Below are 17,759 nucleotides of genomic sequence, written 5' to 3' on the forward strand. Positions count from 1 at the left end.
AATACTATTTTATAAGTATAAAACCTGGATTACTTTCGTGAAAAGACGTACTGGAATGGCCTTACTCAGTGGTCAATATCTTGCCGGGAAATACTGCTTGCCCAAGGGACTGGACAGTGAGGTAGAAATAGCGGCACTCTATATTACCTATGCCAACCGACAGAGTTGATAAGCGCATGCGTAAAGGTAAACTTATTGTTTTAATTTTGATGATTGTTTGTGTTTTAATTTTTGCGATTGTTGTTGCCTGGTTTTTATTATCCAAAGACAATTTCGCCGTGCCGGATAATGCAGCAACAGACGCTGCTGTTCTTCAGGTCGCCGGTTTAACCCGTAACGGACAACGCGATCCGCAGGCGCTGAAATCGCTTTATCAAAAACGTATTGTGGTGCGCCAGGTTAATCTTGACAGTGGTGAGCTCTTAGCGCCGGGAGCGGACAGCCGTGAGCAGAAACGCTGCGTCGAACTGGCCGCAGCGCGCGATCCGGCACAAATTCGTCAGCGCTGTTCGCTGGGCGAGGTTTATCTTGTTCGTGATAATAACAATGAAATTCAGCAGGTTATCCTCCCCATTTACGGCAAAGGCGCGAAGTCGATGATGTATGCGCTAATCGCCCTTGCCACGGATGGTCGCACGGTAAAAGACCTGCTGTATTATCAGCAAAATGAAACCCCGCTGTTGGGGGCCCGCGTGGAAGATCCGCAATGGCGCAGCCAGTGGTCAGGGAAGAAAATACGCGATAATAACGGCAAACCGACGCTGAAGGTTGTTCAGAATAACCCCGGCAAACATGATGATTATACGGTTGATGGAATTAGCGGGGCGACGTTAACCTCAACCGGTGTCGAGAAGAGTATTAATTACTGGGTGGGCGAGCAGGGGTATGGTAAATTCCTGCAGCAGTTACAACAACATCCAGATATATTAACCCGTTAAACAAAGAAATTTGTCAAATATCCTCGAAAAACCGATGTCATTCCGACATCGGTTTTTTTATCGGCCGTCATGGGGTAATTGTCCGTAGAGATTTGGCTAATAACTGAGGGTTATTAATATCTGTTTCTTTGCAACATTTTACACAAACTGTCACAGTTTGACACTTTCATGATCCAGGTCATGTACATCACGAGTAAAAATGACAACGATAATCGTTATCATTAAAACTGATGGAATGTGTCATGACCGCCCCTCGTTCTTTCCTGCTGCTCATGCTGTTTAGTCTTTTGCTTTTTGGCAGCGCGCGCGCAATGGCGCAGACTCACTATGCGCCTTATATCGAGGATATTGAGCAACGCCTTGATAAAACAGCAGAACTCTATCAGCAACAAAAAAATACTGAGGCGCGCCGCGAGGTGCAGGGCGCGTACTTTGAAGTGTTTGAAAACCTCGAAGGGCCAATCCGTATCAATATCTCGGCGCGCAAAAGCTATGAGATGGAAAGCACCTTCGGCGAAATCCGCCGCATGATCGGTGAGGGTAAACCGCTGAGCGAAGTGCAGGCGCGCATTGACGGGTTGAAGCAGGCGCTGCGTGAGGTGGAACCCATACTGGATGGCGGGCATCGGCTGGTGGCGGAAGAGCAGCATACCGCACTGTCGCGCGATGATATTGCGCTGCACTGGCAAAACAGCTTTCGCACCATTGACGATTTGCTGGCCCAGGCGGTAACGGCGTATCAGGCGGGAAATTATGCGCAGGCGAGCCAACGTGTGCAGCAGGCGCACTATCAGGGATTTAAAAATTCCGAAATGGAGACGTCGGTGCGGCAAAATCGTTCGGCGAAAGAGGCCGCCGCCATTAACCAGCAGTTTTCCGCATTGATTACGCTCACTGCCCAGCCGGATCGCATGAATGATGTCGCCTATCAGGTCACAACGTTATTACAGGATCTGGAAGATATTCTTCCGGGATTACCGACGACCCGCGACGATCAGCCGGTGAACGCGCCTTCCGCGGCGGATAACGCCGTATCAACTGACGCAACGACCGATCGTGCGGATTGGGCCAACGTCGCGGCGGGGATCAATCAAAGCATCAATGCCGCGCTTAAGCGCTATCAAAGCGGGGAAGGACAGGACGCGATCCTGGATATCCAGGACACCTATTTTGACCGCTTCGAAGCTACCGGGATGGAGAACAAAATCGGCTCCCGGGATGCGGCCTTTAAAACCGCCCTTGAGGCCCATTTTACTCGCATGGTCAGTCTGATGAAGGCCGGTCAGCCGCAGGAGAAGCTGGCGGCGGAAGCCGCTGCTCTTGAGCAGGATCTGCAAAAAGCAGTGACTATGCTGGGCGAAGGTGAAGAGACCCAGTGGAGTCTGTTGATCTACAGCCTGATGATCATTGTGCGAGAGGGGCTGGAAGCGCTGCTGATTGTGGCGGCCATTGTGGCTTATCTGGTTAAAAACGATCACCACGACAAACTGCCGCTGATTCGTCAGTCGGTCATCGTGGCGCTGGTGGCAAGCGTGGCGACGGCATTTATCTTCCAGTTGATGTTTACCAACTCCGGCGCCAGCCGCGAGCTATTGGAAGGGATCACCATGCTGATTGCCGTGGTGATGTTGTTCTTTATGAGTTACTGGCTGCTGTCGAAAGTGGAGGCCCGCCACTGGAAGGCCTGGCTTGAGGGAAAACTCTCCCATTCGCTGTCGCGTGGTTCGTTGGTAGGGCTGTGGCTGACCAGCTTCCTGGCGGTTTACCGCGAAGGCGCGGAGACGGTGCTGTTCTATTACGCCCTGATTGGCGATGCCCAGGGGCTTTCGGGACATCTCGCCATTGGCGGCGGGTTTATTATTGGCTGCGTGGTGTTGCTGATCGCCTGGCTCATCATGCGTTATTCGGTGGTTCGTTTACCGCTTAAGCCTTTCTTTATGTTTACCGGCAGTTTCATGTATCTGATGGCGTTCGTTTTCGCCGGAAAAGGGGTACTGGAACTGGTGGAAGGCAAACTGTTCCAGCCAACGCTGATTAATGGCATGCCGGAAATCAGCTGGCTGGGGATTTACCCCTACGTGGAAACGCTTTTACCGCAAGTGGTGTTGCTGCTCGCGGCGCTGGTTGCATTCTGGATCATGCGCCGCCGACAGGCGCCGGGTGAGACTATAAAAACAAATTTCTAATCATTGTAAGACGAGAGGATGAGTCAGATGACCATTAAGAATACCCTGATTATCAGCGCGACCGTAGCCAGTATTTTTACCGCCCCAGCGGCGCTGGCTTTTAAAGAATATCCGGCCGGTGAGCCGGTCACCATGAATGAGATGGAGATCGCTGCGGTTTACCTGCAGCCGATCGATATGGAACCACGCGGTATGGGACTGCCGGCGGCGAAATCGGATATCCATCTGGAAGCCGATATTCACGCGGTGGAAGGCGGTAAAAATGGTTTTGGCGCGGGTGAATGGATTCCCTATCTGACAATTTCCTACACTCTGGTCAACAGCGATACCGGTGAGAAACAAGAAGGTACCTTTATGCCAATGGTAGCGAGCGACGGCCCGCACTACGGCGCGAATATCAAGATGATGGGCGTCGGTAACTATAAAGTTACCTACCATATTGATCCGCCGTCAAAAGCCGGGATGCACCGCCATACCGATAGTGAAACCGGCGTGGGCCGCTGGTGGAAGCCGTTTGATGTGAGCTATGAGTTTAAATATGTTGGCCTGAACTGATTGTCGGTTTCGTCAGGCTATTCTCTTTGCCCTTTTGGGCGGAGGCGCGCCCGGGCCACACGCATAATGTGCAGGCGGCTCCTCCGTCGGTTCACATCTAAACAACCCGCAGCAGAGACGCCTGGTGTGACAGATCCATCGCCGCCAGATGCTTGTGTTGTTACGCGGGGTGGCCGGGGGGTCATCCCGCGGTGTGTTATTCACCCGCCGTACTGAGTTGAAGTCATGAGCTATTTTTTCGTCACGACGCTACAGGTCTTTTTCTGCATTGCGCTGCTTTCCGCTGTTCTATGGGGACGCGGCGAGCCTCCCGCACTGCGAACGCTGGTCTGGACGCTGCTCTCCGCACTGGCGGGCGGCTTGCTCACCGGGCTGTTTCTTCACCCGAGCCAGTCTCTGGAACTGATTCTGGTTGGCGCGGAAATTCTCGTTTCATTGCTCTTTTTACTGAGCTTCTGGTGGTCTTCGCGAAGGGTGCGTTATTTGTGGCAATGGCTCCTGACCTTCGGCGCGGCGCGTCATTGGGGGCTGGACCCGAACCTTGGCGGGCTGACCTCCACACATGTTCTGAATACCGATCTGCTATTGAATATGACCGCGCTGGTGCTGGCCTTCGCGCTGTTGTGCCTCGCGGCCACGCTTTGCGCCATGCTTCTGCGCAGAATGCGCTGGTGCTACTGGCCGCTGACCCTGCTGATGATTGTCCTGCTCTGGTTACCCCTCAGCGGTAACCTGCTGCTGCTGATGATGAAGCTGCAGGTCATCCCGCTGCTGAAACCGTTGCTGAGTTTTGTTGCGAAAGTGACCAATAATGCGGCGCTGTACAACTGGGTCACCGCCGCGATACTGCTACTGATGTGTCTGTGCTGGCTCCCTGCGTTATGCGGTTATTTTTGGGCGGTGAGCGCGACGGACGAACCGATTGCCCGACGCCTGGCTCAGGCTGAACGCCGCGGGGCGACCCGACTGTGGCTCACAACGCTTTGCTGCGCGCTGGCGATTGTCGGTGGTCAGCTCTGGTGGGATCTGGTCGCGTCACAGCCGCCGCGTTTATCCGAAGCCCAGCCCGTGACGCTGGCGGCCGACGGCCAGGTGCACATTCCGGTTGAACAGGTTCGCGATGGCAAACTGCATCGTTTTGTCTGGGTGGCGGATGATGGTAAAGCGATTCGCTTTTTCATTATCAACCGTTACCCCGATAAGCTGCGCTTTGGCGTGGTTTTCGACGCTTGCCTGTTGTGTGGCGATCAGGGATATGTGATGGAAGGTAATCAGGTGATTTGCGTCGCCTGCGGTGTGCATATTTTTATTCCCTCGATTGGCAAACCCGGCGGCTGCAACCCGGTGCCGATTGACGGCTGGCACAATGATGATAAAACGCTGACGATACCCGGTGCGGCGCTGGCCGTGGGGGGAAACTATTTCTCCACCGTTCTGACGATCAAAGTGACCGATCCGGTGGACGGCTCTGTCCTGACGAACACCCGCGCTGACTTTAAATACAGCTATGGCGGTAAAACCTGGTTCTTCTCTTCTGAAGCGAATTATGAGCGTTTCCGTAATGCGCCGGAGCAGTTTATTCCCGGTGCGGTGAAGGAGGAATAGCAATGCTGTGGCGAATGATCTACCAGTCCTGGGGACGCAATCTGCGGCGCAAAGCGCTGGCGATATTGACGGTGTTTCTGGCGACCAGCCTGATTTCGGCGCTGCTGGCGGTGTCTATCGACATCGGTGACAAAATGTCTCGCGAGCTGAAATCCTACGGCGCCAATATCCTGATTGAACCGGCCGGGCAGGCGGCGCTGCCCGCGCTGTTCAGTGAGCAAAGCAACCCGCTGGCCAGCGATGATTTTCTGGATGAATCCGAATTGCCGAATATCAAAGATATTTTCTGGCGCAACAATATTGTTGGCTTTGCCCCGATGCTCGGGGGCGAGGCGAGCGTGCAGGGGCATGATATCCGCGTGCTGGGGACGTTTTTTAGCCAGCCGGTAGTGATTCCGGATGAAGAAGGGTACGAGACCGGGCAGCGCACGGTAAGCCCATTCTGGCAGGTGACTGGCGAATGGCCGAAGGAGCCGGTTGGTGATACGCCGCAAACCCTGGTCGGCCATGCTCTGGCGCGAAACTATGGCTGGAAGCCGGGCGATCGCCTGACGTTAAAGGCGGCGAATAGCGTGGTGAATGTGCAGGTGAGCGGTATTTTGTCCAGCGGCAGCGACGAAGATAACCAACTGGTGATGCCGCTGAGCGTGGTGCAGCGGCTGCTGGGGCTACCGGGAAAAGTGCAGGCGATCCGCGTATCGGCGCTGACGGTGCCGGAAAATGAGCTTTCGCGCCGGGCGCGTGAGGATCTCGAAGCGCTGAATGCTGAAGAGTACGATCTGTGGTACTGCACCGCGTATGTCTCATCTATCGCCCATCAGCTTGAAGAGGCGATTTCCGGCGCGGAGGTCCGCCCGGTCTGGCAGGTCGCCGCCTCGGAAGGGGTGGTTATTGATAAGATTCAGCTCCTGATGGGTGTGGTGACCTTAGCCGCGCTGGCAGCCGCCGCGATGGGCATCGCCTCGCTGATGACCAGCACAATCATGGAACGGGCCAAAGAGATTGGCCTGATGAAAGCGCTGGGGGCGCGACAGTGGCAGATTCTGCTGTTGTTCTATCTTGAAGCGGCGATGGGGGGCCTCGTCGGCGGGGCGCTGGGCTGCCTTGCAGGGTGGGGGCTGGCAAAGGCGATCGGCATGATGCTGTTTGCCACACCGCTTAATTTTGCCTGGGTGGTGGTGCCTTGCGTGCTGGTCATTGCGGTGCTGATTTCGTTAATCGGCACCTGGTTCCCGGCCCGTCGTATTGCCCGTCTTTATCCGGTGGAGGTGCTGTATGGCCGTTAAGCGTGACATGCTATGGCTATTGGTGTGGCGGGCGTTGCGGCTGCGTATGCAGCGGGTCAGCGTCGTGTTTGCCGCGCTGGCGGTTGGCGCGACCATCGTGACGGCGCTCTCTGCCGTGTGGTTCGACATTAATAGTAAAATGAGTGAGGAACTGCGGACCTTCGGCGCCAATTTCTATATCGGGCCGGGCCACGGCACCAGTATGCCGCAGCCGACGCTGCAGGCGATTCTCGACGGCGCGCCGACTGGCCTGATTCACGGCGCCAGTCCGTGGCTATACGGGACCGCGCGCACTGAACTGGAAAAAGTGGTGCTGGTCGGCGTGTGGTTTGAGTCGCTGCAAAAGCTGGTGCCTTACTGGCAGGTCAACGGCAACTGGATTGGCGTCAGCTTTGACGATCGTAATGCGATGATTGGCGTGAAGCTGGCGCAGCGGCTGGATCTGAATATTGGCGATAGCGTGACGCTGGTTGACCACGCCCGGCGCAAGAAGCTGTTGATTAAGGGCATCGTGGAGTCGGGTGACGCGACCGACAATATGCTGATTGTCAGCCTCGATGTGGCCCAGTCATGGCTGCAAAAGCCGGGTCTTATCAGCCACGGTCTGCTCAGCGTCAGCAACGATCTTGGTCAGGTGGAGAGCTACGCCAGCCAGCTACAGCGGCAGTATCCCGATCTTGAGATTCGCCCGGTACGGAAAGTGTCGGCATCCGAAGGGCAGGTGCTGGAGAAAATTAAAGGGCTGATGGGGCTGGTGTCGATAGTCATCCTTGCGCTCTCGTCATTGTGCGTTAACACCACGCTGATGGCGATTGTCGGTGAGCGCGCCAGCGAGTTTGCGCTGCAAAAAGCGCTGGGCGCCAGCAACGGCGACATTACCCGTCAGATGCTGCTGGAAACCAGCATCATCACGCTTGCTGCGGTGGTTTGCGGCTGGATGCTGGGCTATTTGCTGGCGCAACTGCTGGGATTAACGGTGTTTAATGCCAGTATCTCGCTGCGTCTGCCGGTGCTGCCTATTACCCTGATTCTGTCTTTACTGGTCGCCCTGCTGGCGGCCATTGTTCCGGTGCGGCGCGCGGTGAGCGTCGAGCCTGCGAAAGTGCTGAAAGGAGAGTAAACGCCATGACCGTCACGTCTTTGCGTCAGATGGCGATTGAAACGCGTCATTTATATAAGCGATTCGGCGAAGTGACCGCGCTGGAGGATATCAACCTGCGTATCGCGCGCGGCGAGTTTGTCGCCATTATGGGGGCGTCCGGCTCCGGGAAAACGACGCTAATGAATATTCTTACCTGTCTGGATACCGCCAGCGAAGGGCAGGTGATCCTCGACGGTACTGATGCGGCGGCGCTGGATGAAGAGGGACGGCGTCGCTTTCGCGCGCAAAAAATCGGGCTCGTGTTTCAGCAGTTCCATTTGATCCCATTTTTAACGGCGCTGGAAAACATCATGCTGGCGCAACATTACCATAGCGTGGTGGACGAATCCGCCGCCAGGGCGGTACTTGCCCAGGTTGGTCTTGAGCATCGCGTCACCCATTTACCGAGCCAGCTTTCGGGCGGTGAGCAGCAGCGCGTCTGTATTGCACGCGCGCTGGTCAATGAACCGCCGGTTATTTTTGCTGATGAGCCGACCGGTAATCTTGATGAAGAGAACGAACAGCGGGTGCTGGATCTGCTGACCGATTTGCACCGTCAGGGGCGTACCATTGTGATGGTGACCCATAACCCGGCGCTGGGGAAATTCGCCGATCGTATCGTGCGTTTGCAGCACGGCAAGTATTTGGGGGAGGAGGTCAACCATCATGCGCATGCCTAAGGTGGTGTTTGTTCTGTTACTGGTGCTGCTCAGCGGCTGCAAAGAGGAAAAGCTGGCGCGCGGCGAAGCCGCCCCTGCGCTGGCGGCGTTCGATCTGCAGGGTAAACCGGCCAGCCTCAAGCGCTGGGAGGGGAAAGCCGTGTACCTTAATTTCTGGTCATCAGGCTGCGGCGGTTGCCTGGCGGAAATGGATACCCTGCAGGCCCTCAGCCAGCGCTGGCCGGATAAGCTGGTGGTGGTGGGCGTGAATACCGACCCGGAGTCGGTGGATATTGCGCTGCTACTGGCTCAGCACGGTATCAGTTATCCGGTGCTGCGGGATCAGCTTAAAATGACTCAGGAGCGTTATCAGGTCATCGGCACCCCGACATCGGTGTTGATTGACAGCCACGGAGTAGTGCTGGATTTGCACCAGGGCTGGCGTAAGCCTGAGGAGCTACAGACCGTATTTCGCCAGCTGGCGCAGAGATAGCGCCCTTTCGCGACAGAGGCGGGCGCGTCAGAGCATTATCGCCGATGGGGGGGCCGCCGCACCTGCGGGTTTTTATGCTGCTCTCGTTTAGCAATATTGATCTGACGTTTCCGGGCCTCACCACGACCGGGTTATCACTCTCGGGCGTCAGCGTCATTAACGCCGTTCGTCGCGTTGCCTGTTGAACCTTAGTCTTAGCACGGTCCCGTCCTGTGATAGGCCAGGGGAATGTCATCATCAGGCCTGAAATTTTTATAACCCACTGCAGGCTTTATCAGACCCTCGTCGATTTACCCTTATCCGTTTTGACAATATCTATCGCGCAGCGGCCTGATGTTATCCGCAGAAAAAAATCCGCAGATATTCATATCATCTGGAAAGAGTGGTTTTTTCTATTTTTTTTGTGATTACTGTCACCGTCAAAAAATTATAGTTTATTAATCAATTGGTTATAATCGTTAGCGGTTCTCGTAAAGAGAAGTTTTTTCTCCATTATTCCCTGATTAGAGGGAAAATAGGTAAGATTTTCTTCCTCGTCTACTATACATTTTAATTGTGGTTGAAGGGCGTAAACCACACTATCCATTATCCTTCAAACAGCTTCTTTGTTGGCTGTGTGCGGAAATTTTAGCTGCACAGTTCTCTCTGCCGCAGGGAATTTCATTGCTTATTGTTGCAATGTGCCCTGAAGGATTTTGTATATCTGTTGATGATAGCACGGTCATTTATTCTGTGACCCGTAAACGAAATATTGGCTGCTGTTTTATTCACCACGCGCACGAACAATAACAGTATCAGCCACCATATTTTATGACTAATAATAGTTTGAGTGTACCTTATGAAAACCAGAGCTAAAGATATTGCAACCCTGGCCGTTCATGCCGGAACGCAATCCGATCCGGTGAATAACGCGATATTTACTCCGATTGTCACAGCCAGTTCTTTTATACAACAAAATCTTAACGAAGGCGGAGATTTCTGTTATTCCCGTGTGTCTAATCCGACGCGTAAAGCATATGAATCAGCGCTTGCTGAGCTGGAAAGCGGCATTTATGCTACTGCCACCGCCTCAGGAATGGCCGCCACTAATCTTGTTATCGAGTTATTACCCAAGGATGCGCATATTATTGCCATGAAAGGCGTGTATGGTGGAACGTGGCGGTTATTTGAGAAACTAAAGACAGTAACCACCGGTGTCACTATTTCCTATATCGATCTTAATGATGAAAGCAGCCTGATTAATAGCATTCAGAATAATACCACCTTAATCTGGATTGAAACACCGACCAATCCGTTACTGGAACTGGTCGATATTGCCAGGGTTTGTCGTATTGCTAAAGAACGAGAGATTATCACTTGTGTTGATAATACATTCGCCAGCGCCTGGAACCATAAACCGCTCGAAATGGGGGCGGATATCGTTATGCTCTCTACCAGCAAATACGTTGGTGGACATTCTGATTTAATCGGCGGGGCGGTGATAACCAATAATGAAGCCCTGGCAGGGCGTCTGGATTTTATCAAAACCACAATTGGCTCCATTGCATCGCCTTTTGATGCCTATCTTGCTCTGCGCGGCATGAAAACATTGGATCTGCGCATGGCGCGGCAGTGCAGTAATGCACAGCGTATTGCGGAATATCTGGCGCACCATCCGGCGATTGCCAGCGTCTATTACCCTGGCCTGCCGTCGCATCCCCAGCATCAACTGTGTAAGAAACAAATGCGTTCAGGCGGCGCGGTGGTGACCGCGACGCTGAAGGGCGATATGCAAAGTCTGAAGCGCTTTATCGGCGGACTGCACTATTTTGTGCTGGCAGAATCATTAGGTGGGGTGGAGAGCATGATTAACCATTCCGCGTCAATGTCCCACGGGGCAATGTCGAAAGAAGAACGGGAAGCGATAGGGGTATATGACACCACGCTGCGTTTTTCTGTTGGCATTGAACATATTGATGATTTGATCCAGGACCTGGATATTGCCTTTGCCGCCATGGACATCACACAGGATAACCATCATGCATGATTATGGCATCTGGACGATAATTACCCCGCTGGTCACTATTATTCTGGCGATCTTTACCCGGCAGGTGATCCTTTCGCTATTGACCGGTATTTTTGTCGGCTATGCGGTGATTAATCACAGTATTATTAATGGCGTCGGCGGGACGCTGAACGGGATTATTGAGACATTCGCGTCCGCCGGCAATGCGCGAACCATTATTTTTATGGTGATGATTGGCGGCATTATGCGGCTGATTGTGGTCACTGGCGGCGTGCGTAAACTGGTGCAGTTCCTCTCGGAGAAAAATGACTTTGTCACCAATAAAAAGTCGGTACAACTGCTGGCGATGGTGGTGACATCGTTAATCTTTATCGAGAGCTCGATAAATCAGCTTATCGCCGGGGCCTCCACGAAAAACCTGGCCCGGCGCTACAAGGTTTCGCCGGAAAAGATGTCCTATATTATTCAGACTTCCTGCGTTTCTGTCTGTTCATCGGTGATGATCAACGGCTGGGGCGCGGCGATGATGGGGGTTATCGGCGTACAGATTGCTCAGGGCTACCTGACCGGCGAACCGTTTGAAGTGCTGGCCGGTTCAATGGTGTGGAACACGATGGCCTGGTTTTCTCTCGCTTCGGTGCTTTTTTACATTCTTTCGGGCTGTAGCTGGGGACCGATGAAAAAGGCTGAAGTGAAGTTTGAAACGGCGTTGACGGAAATTGAGCAGGAGCAGGGTGAAGAAGACGCTGATACGGTCATCGACCACCCGGCATGCAATTCATTGTTGAACTTTTTTATTCCGATTTTATCCACGGTATTAATGGTACCCGTTGTTCTCTATATCACCGGCGATGGGCAGTTTTCCAAAGGCAGCGGTTCGATGTCGGTTTATTCCGGCGTTATGTTCGGTACCGTAGTCTCTTTTATCTGGTTCAGAGTGCGCGGTATTCTCAACGTTGAGAACTTTTTCAAAGAGCTGTACATCGGCTATGCCAGTATGGTCAAAATTAGCTCAATCATGATTCTTGCTTTCCTGATGGGGCATATTTCAGCGGAGCTGAATACCGGGCAATATATTGCGTCGATTACCTCCGGAGTGATCCCATCCGGGTTCTCGATTGGTTTTATCTTCCTGATTTCAGCGGTCATGTCACTGGCAACGGGAACCTCCTGGGGAACATTTGCCATTATGATCCCGATCGGCGTGCAACTGGGGGTGTCGTTGGGTATTGATCCGCACTTTATGATTGGCGCGGCTATTTCCGGTTCAATTTTTGGCGATATGACTTCACCTATCTCCAGCGACGCTATCGTCGCCTCCATGGCGACTAACTGTGACCATATTGAACATATTCGCACCCAGATGCCTTATGCGCTGGTGACCGGCGGACTGGCGCTGGTTGTCTATTTAATTGTTGGCTTTACTCTCTAACCCAAAGAGTATTTAAGGATTGACGATGACTAAGGTTATTGCGACAGAACATGCCCCGCAGGCGATTGGGCCTTATATTCAGGGCGCGCGAACCGGTAATTTTATTTTTACCTCCGGCCAATTGCCGATTAATCCGCAAACGGGAGATATTCCTGCGTGCGCCGAAGGTCAAACCCGGCAGAGTCTGGAAAATATTCGGGCTATTATTGAAGCCGGAGGACTGACGGTCGACAATATTTGTAAGACGACTATTTTCGTAAAAGACCTGAACGAATTTGCGGTGATTAATCACGCCTATGCGGAGTTTTTCACTCAGCATCATGCTTCATTCCCGGCCCGTTCCTGCGTTGAAGTCGCTCGCTTGCCGAAAGAGGTGAAGGTGGAGATTGAAGCCGTCGCCTGGTGTGGCTAATGTAATACAAATACAATGCTACGGCGGCTTTTAGCCGCCGTTTTCACAGGAAGAGAATAACAATGCCTTCCGGAAGTGGGGGAACCCGCGCCGGACTGGCGGAGGGCCAGGCGCATTGTCTGCCGGAGGTTGCGGTCATCGGGGAGACCGTTTCGCGCGTTGTTGATCAGCAGCGGCCTAACGTGGAGAAGCTACAGCTGCAATTATCCGCACGGCTGCAAGTGAACTCCCCGCCGCCTTCGGGCGGCGGTTAACGTTTAGCCCGGTTAATAGCGCTTATGCGCCATAATTTTGATAATTTGTCGATCGGTATGCTGCATCGCCTGAGCTGCGATCGCACAGAGATTTCGAATGGAATTCTCGACATCGCGCTCGACAATCCCGTCATTGCAGGAAACCACCGAATTATCCAGCGCCAGCAGAATCGCTTTCCAGGCGGAAGCGATACTGGTGGACACTTTCATTGCGCAACTGCCGGAAGCGCCGTCGCAAATCATGCCGCTGACATCGCCAATCATATTATTCACCGCCATGGCGATATTTTCATAGCTGCCGTTCATCAGCCAGAGAATCCCAGACGCTGCGCCCATTGCGGCGGTGGTGGCCGCACACAGGGCTGACAACCGCGGGAGTTTACAGTGGATATAGATAGCGACCAGATGTGAGAGCGCCAGCGCTCGGGCGAGTTGCTGCTGGCTGGCATTAAGCCGCTCCGCGGCGACCACTACCGGCATGGTTGCCGTTATTCCCTGGTTGCCTGAACCTGAATTGGTCATTGCCGGCAGCGTTGCGCCGCCCATTCGGGCATCCGATGCGGCGCTGGTCCGGTAGAGGATCTCGGTAAACATATCATTGGAAACCAGTCCCTTGTCCACCTGACGCTTCAGTGTGGTGCCGATGTGCAACCCCCAGTCTTTAGCCAGACCTTTTTTTGAAAGGGCGTTGTTCATCAAACCTGCGTCGAGAATAAAGCGGAGTTCTTCCGCAGGAACGTCATTAACGAAATCATAGATATCGCGTAGTGAATAACGGGCGAGCCGCTCCAGCGGGTTAAGGGGGGCGTCACAGGTATTGCTTTCAGCTTTGATAAACAGGGAATGTCCCATTTTCTCAATCGCCACCACGTTGGTGTGGTCGCCAGAGATGGTCACCGTGGCGTGTTCATCTCCGGCGTAGACTTTAGCGCGGACATAGAGTATTTCATCGCAAGGTTCCTGCAACACGATGCGCACGGCGCCGACGTCTAGCAGCGCTCTGGCGGCGTCAATCTCCCGTGAGGTGGCTTTTTTCAGCACTTCGAGTTTTGCCTGCGGATCGCCGGCGATAGCCCCTAAGGCAGCGGCAACGGGTAATCCGGTCATTCCTGTGCCCGGGATCGTCACGCCCATCCCATTTTTCATTAAATTTGGCGAGACCGCCGCTTCGATTCGCACAATTGCGCCTGATAACTGTTGCGCCGCCACGGCGCAGGCAAGCGCAACCGATACAGGTTCGGTACAACCCAGGGCGGGTTTAACTTCCTGTTTCAGAGCATCAATAAACGTATTCCATTCAACACGGTTTTCCCGGTGTGACATGACAGGGCCTCTGGAGCGGTGCGGAAAAAATCCGCGAGTGATTGCGTTATTTCTCGAGGTTGATATACGCCGCGGCCTGCATATGTCGGTACGATGCAACACCGAGCGGCATAAACGATAGTAAGAATGTTACCCCGGTTGACAGAGAAAAAAGTTGCATCTTTAGTTTGTAAAGAGGCTATTTGAGAGAAACACTTTCTCTTTTATGGTTATTTTTGGAATTTTTAATTTTGTCGAGGAAGAGCGGGATGAGAGAGGAGAGAAAAACCGGCAATCTTGCCGGTTTATAGTAATTAGATCTTACATGCGTCGCCGCAATCATCATCGGCAACGAGCGCCTGCGCCTTTTTGTCCGCCTCTTCAAGGCGTTCCGCGTTACGCTCTTGCGCTTCCTCTAGTCCGCTAAAAGTCAGGTTGTCGAGATCAATTTCCATACATTATCCACTTCAGTTCAGTTTTGACTGCCGTCAAGTATAGGCAAAATGGCAGGGAGATGCATCCTTACGGAATCGTGCAGAAAGCGATCACGCATCACCGATGGGGGACCAGAGCCTGTCAGGTTCAGCAAAATACTCTTCAACGCGGGAGAAAAAGCGGCTGGCGTGCAGACCATCGACAAAAGCATGGTTGAATTTGCCCGCGACCGGGATAATGCCATTTTTCAGCTTGCCCCAGGTGAGCGCGGGAACCGCTGCACCCACGTAATACTCAGCGTGAGTGATGGCACTGAAATGCAGCCACGGCAGGCAACTGGCGCAGAAATAGTTTTCACCGGTGACGATAAGGGGGGCTGGCGACGTGTGTTTTGCGGCTTCAATCTTCGGGGTCGCGACGCGGCTAAAGGTGGCAAAATCATCGGCGTTATCGCACCATACCTGGCGGAATCCTTCTTGCCCGGTCATCACCGGCGTCATCACTGCCAGTTCATCATATTCGATAATGTCGTCGCCTGAACGGCGTTGTTTAAGCTGTGGGACGCCGTTTACCGCGCGCATCAGCGCGTAGAGCGCCAACTGAAAAAAAGAGACATTCCGGTCTTTTGCGCAGTCGTACAGCCGCTGGGCAGCTATCGGCACGCAGAGATTAAATGCCGGGTTGGCAAAGCGGCGATAAAAATCAAAATGATCTTTGCGCGGCCAGTTTTGTTTATCGATTACGCGGTAATGGGTCATGGTTGTCTCCTGTTTACGGTTTGCCAGCACCTGATGCGACGATGTCAATCGGGTTGCCAACAGCGCGCGATAGCCGCCATCGCGATGTTTTCCGTCGCGAGGCTTACGCGCATTTTCGAATAACAATTCCTATTCCAGGCGTCAGTGTTACACTAACTTAATGTGATCTTTGTCATATTGCGATTAAAACAGAGAGAAGAGATATTGCTATGCAACATATTATTGAGGGCTTCCTCAACTTTCAGAAAGAGATCTTTCCGCAGCGTAAAGAGCTCTTCCGTAGCCTGGCAAACAGCCAGAATCCGAAAGCATTGTTTATTTCCTGTTCAGATAGCCGCCTGGTGCCGGAACTGGTGACCCAGCAGGAGCCGGGGCAGCTTTTTGTGATTCGTAACGCCGGTAATATCGTTCCCTCTTTTGGGCCCGAACCCGGCGGGGTTTCCGCGACAATTGAGTATGCCGTTGTTGCCCTTGGCGTTACCGATATTGTAATTTGCGGCCACTCTAACTGCGGTGCAATGAAAGCTATCGCCACCTGCCAGTGCCTGGATACGATGCCTGCCGTGTCCCATTGGTTGCACTATGCCGACGCGGCGAAAGCTGTCGTTGAGAAAAAAACCTGGGATAATGAGACCGATAAAGTGAATGGAATGGTACAGGAAAATGTTATCGCGCAGTTGAATAATATCAAAACCCACCCGTCGGTTGCTGTTGGCCTGCGTGATAATACCCTCCGCCTGCACGGCTGGTTCTATGATATCGAAAGCGGGGATATTCGTGCGCTGGATAAGAACAGCAAAAATTTTGTTTCGCTGTCTGAAAACCCGGACGTCTATTTCGAGTAAACCCGTCATCGACAGGGCACGGACGCCCTGTCAGTTTTACTTCCCGATCGTGACATTCTTATCGGTCATATGTGCCTTCTGACGCTGAAAACGCGCATTATTCTCTGGGGCGATATACACAGGCGCATTCGCACGACACGCCCGTCAACATGTGTCGATAAGCGGCGGTTCCGCCGCTTGTGGCTTATAATACGCCGTCGCCGCCATCGGAGCACCAGACCTGACCGGAAGTGAAGGAGCAGGCGTCGGACGCGAGGGTAACGTACAGTGGGGCAATCTCGACCGGCTGACCGGGGCGGCCCAGTGGCGTATCGGCACCAAACTGGCGCACTTTCTCCGCCGGTTGTCCACCGCTGGACTGGAGCACCGTCCAGTAAGGGCCTGGCGCCACGGCGTTAACCCGAATGCCTCTGGGTCCCAGTTGTTTGGCCAGCGATTTGGTAAACGCCACCAGGCAAGCCTTCGTTTGCGCATAATCCAGCAGAATGGGGCTCGGCTTAAAGGCCTGTACCGATGATGTATTAATAATTGCGCTATGTTGTTGAAGATGAGGCAGGGCGGCTTTGGTTATCCAGAATGCCGCGTATACGTTTGTTTTGAAGGTGGCGTCAAAGTCCTCGGTCGAAAGCGCTTCCAGCGATTGACAATATTGCTGGCGTCCGGCGTTATTGACCAGAATATCCAGGCCGCCGAGTTCGCTGACGGCCTGTTCCACCAGCTGTTGACAAAAAGATTCGCTACGAATATCTCCCGGTATCGCCACGGCCTGGCGTCCTTCCTCCTGAATCAACGTCATCACAGCTTTAGCATCCGATTCCTCTTCCGGTAGATAGTTTATCGCCACATCGGCACCCTCACGCGCGAAGGCGATGGCAACCGCACGTCCAATTCCGGAGTCCGCGCCGGTAATCAGCGCGCGTTTTCCCGCCAGCCGACCAGAACCGACATAGCTTTGTTCACCATGATCGGGTTCCGGTTGCATCTTATGTGCCAGACCCGGCGGGAATTGGGGCTGATCGACAAAAGGCGGGCAGGGATAGCTGGCGGTATTTTTAGTGCTGTCGTGCATACAGACCTCCTCATGCTAAAAGATGAATAGCCTGTCCAGGCTGGACGTCTTCCACTTGCCATTTTGTCGGGCGTTTGCGGACGGCCCGGACTGCCACGCATCTGTAAGGATAGACGCTAAGCCCCGGTCTTCAGCCAGCCAGAAAGTTTTTAACGAGCGATAACTGGACGAATTTTTTATTATTTCAGCCAGTTTGCGGGTTAATTAATGGTAATTTACTGATTATCGGGAAGCTTTTCTAAATGTGACGATGTAGCGTCAGAGATGATTTTAAGATTATTCTAACGAAGCGCGCTTTTCATCGTCAGGCCAATTTTACGTATGCCAGTGGATATATTTAAGCCGGGCGAGAGAGGAATAAAAAATATTTTTTTCGGTTGCCGG

General features: G+C 53.2%; 18 protein-coding genes. 14 read left to right on the forward strand and 4 right to left on the reverse strand.

The annotated features are described in order from the left end of the window. The first annotated feature begins 37 nt into the window (after positions 1–37). The 13 genes from ABK821_RS18185 to ABK821_RS18245 all read left to right on the forward strand — a co-directional run bounded on the left by ABK821_RS18185 (position 38) and on the right by ABK821_RS18245 (position 12,966). Positions 38–169: a hypothetical protein gene (locus tag ABK821_RS18185; RefSeq protein ID WP_260607786.1), complete on the forward strand. Its 132-nt coding sequence runs from the start codon at positions 38–40 to the stop codon at positions 167–169. Between the two features lie 7 nt (positions 170–176). Further along, positions 177–938: an NADH:ubiquinone reductase (Na(+)-transporting) subunit C gene (nqrC, locus tag ABK821_RS18190; RefSeq protein WP_138358807.1), complete on the forward strand. Its 762-nt coding sequence runs from the start codon at positions 177–179 to the stop codon at positions 936–938. Between the two features lie 242 nt (positions 939–1,180). Beyond that, the gene (locus tag ABK821_RS18195; RefSeq protein ID WP_142501395.1) at positions 1,181–3,124 is read left to right on the forward strand and encodes an FTR1 family protein; all 1,944 of its coding nucleotides are present in this window, start codon (positions 1,181–1,183) and stop codon (positions 3,122–3,124) included. 27 nt (positions 3,125–3,151) lie between these two features. Beyond that, positions 3,152–3,679: an iron transporter gene (locus ABK821_RS18200; RefSeq protein ID WP_138358811.1), complete on the forward strand. Its 528-nt coding sequence runs from the start codon at positions 3,152–3,154 to the stop codon at positions 3,677–3,679. Between the two features lie 225 nt (positions 3,680–3,904). Further along, positions 3,905–5,284, forward strand: a complete 1,380-nt coding sequence (locus ABK821_RS18205) for a Fe-S-containing protein (RefSeq protein WP_395034013.1) — start codon at positions 3,905–3,907, stop codon at positions 5,282–5,284. 2 nt (positions 5,285–5,286) lie between these two features. Then, the gene (locus ABK821_RS18210) at positions 5,287–6,570 is read left to right on the forward strand and encodes an ABC transporter permease (RefSeq protein ID WP_308561499.1); all 1,284 of its coding nucleotides are present in this window, start codon (positions 5,287–5,289) and stop codon (positions 6,568–6,570) included. Then, entirely contained in the window at positions 6,560–7,690 is a 1,131-nt protein-coding gene (locus ABK821_RS18215; RefSeq protein WP_395034014.1) for an ABC transporter permease, read from the forward strand. The genes ABK821_RS18210 and ABK821_RS18215 overlap by 11 nt, the downstream gene beginning before the upstream one ends. A gap of 5 nt (positions 7,691–7,695) precedes the next feature. Next, the gene (locus ABK821_RS18220) at positions 7,696–8,391 is read left to right on the forward strand and encodes an ABC transporter ATP-binding protein (RefSeq protein WP_138358819.1); all 696 of its coding nucleotides are present in this window, start codon (positions 7,696–7,698) and stop codon (positions 8,389–8,391) included. Continuing rightward, the gene (locus ABK821_RS18225; RefSeq protein ID WP_395034015.1) at positions 8,378–8,863 is read left to right on the forward strand and encodes a TlpA family protein disulfide reductase; all 486 of its coding nucleotides are present in this window, start codon (positions 8,378–8,380) and stop codon (positions 8,861–8,863) included. The genes ABK821_RS18220 and ABK821_RS18225 overlap by 14 nt, the downstream gene beginning before the upstream one ends. Positions 8,864–9,701: 838 nt before the next feature. Further along, positions 9,702–10,889, forward strand: a complete 1,188-nt coding sequence (locus tag ABK821_RS18230; RefSeq protein WP_138358823.1) for a PLP-dependent aspartate aminotransferase family protein — start codon at positions 9,702–9,704, stop codon at positions 10,887–10,889. Then, entirely contained in the window at positions 10,882–12,300 is a 1,419-nt protein-coding gene (locus tag ABK821_RS18235; RefSeq protein WP_138358825.1) for a Na+/H+ antiporter NhaC family protein, read from the forward strand. The genes ABK821_RS18230 and ABK821_RS18235 overlap by 8 nt, the downstream gene beginning before the upstream one ends. 25 nt (positions 12,301–12,325) lie before the next feature. Continuing rightward, the gene (locus ABK821_RS18240) at positions 12,326–12,712 is read left to right on the forward strand and encodes a RidA family protein (protein WP_138358827.1); all 387 of its coding nucleotides are present in this window, start codon (positions 12,326–12,328) and stop codon (positions 12,710–12,712) included. 62 nt (positions 12,713–12,774) lie between these two features. After that, on the forward strand, positions 12,775–12,966 hold the full coding sequence (locus ABK821_RS18245; protein WP_343178302.1) for a hypothetical protein: 192 nt from the start codon (positions 12,775–12,777) through the stop codon (positions 12,964–12,966). A gap of 12 nt (positions 12,967–12,978) precedes the next feature. Here the strand turns inward: ABK821_RS18245 and ABK821_RS18250 are convergent, their stop codons facing one another. The 3 genes from ABK821_RS18250 to ABK821_RS18260 form a co-directional block, all read right to left on the reverse strand. Continuing rightward, positions 12,979–14,289 (reverse strand): serine dehydratase subunit alpha family protein, encoded by a 1,311-nt coding sequence (locus ABK821_RS18250; protein WP_138358831.1) that lies wholly within the window; start codon positions 14,287–14,289, stop codon positions 12,979–12,981. A 293-nt stretch (positions 14,290–14,582) separates the two neighbouring features. Further along, positions 14,583–14,723 carry a hypothetical protein gene (locus tag ABK821_RS18255; RefSeq protein WP_138358833.1) on the reverse strand — a complete coding sequence of 47 codons (141 nt, stop codon included), beginning with the start codon at positions 14,721–14,723 and terminating at the stop codon, positions 14,583–14,585. Positions 14,724–14,813: 90 nt separating this feature from the next. Next, positions 14,814–15,461, reverse strand: a complete 648-nt coding sequence (locus tag ABK821_RS18260) for a CatA-like O-acetyltransferase, family 1 (protein WP_142501858.1) — start codon at positions 15,459–15,461, stop codon at positions 14,814–14,816. A gap of 209 nt (positions 15,462–15,670) precedes the next feature. Here ABK821_RS18260 and ABK821_RS18265 point away from each other — a divergent pair, with 209 nt between their 5' ends. Beyond that, complete coding sequence (locus ABK821_RS18265) at positions 15,671–16,306, forward strand: carbonic anhydrase (protein ID WP_138358835.1); 636 nt, start codon at positions 15,671–15,673, stop codon at positions 16,304–16,306. A 184-nt stretch (positions 16,307–16,490) separates the two neighbouring features. Here the strand turns inward: ABK821_RS18265 and ABK821_RS18270 are convergent, their stop codons facing one another. After that, positions 16,491–17,375, reverse strand: coding sequence for an SDR family oxidoreductase (locus ABK821_RS18270; protein ID WP_142501389.1), 885 nt, complete (start codon positions 17,373–17,375; stop codon positions 16,491–16,493). Positions 17,376–17,759: the final 384 nt, after the last annotated feature.

It is taken from the genome of Klebsiella sp. KE9456 (assembly GCF_043832615.1).
Classification (GTDB): domain Bacteria; phylum Pseudomonadota; class Gammaproteobacteria; order Enterobacterales; family Enterobacteriaceae; genus Klebsiella; species Klebsiella indica.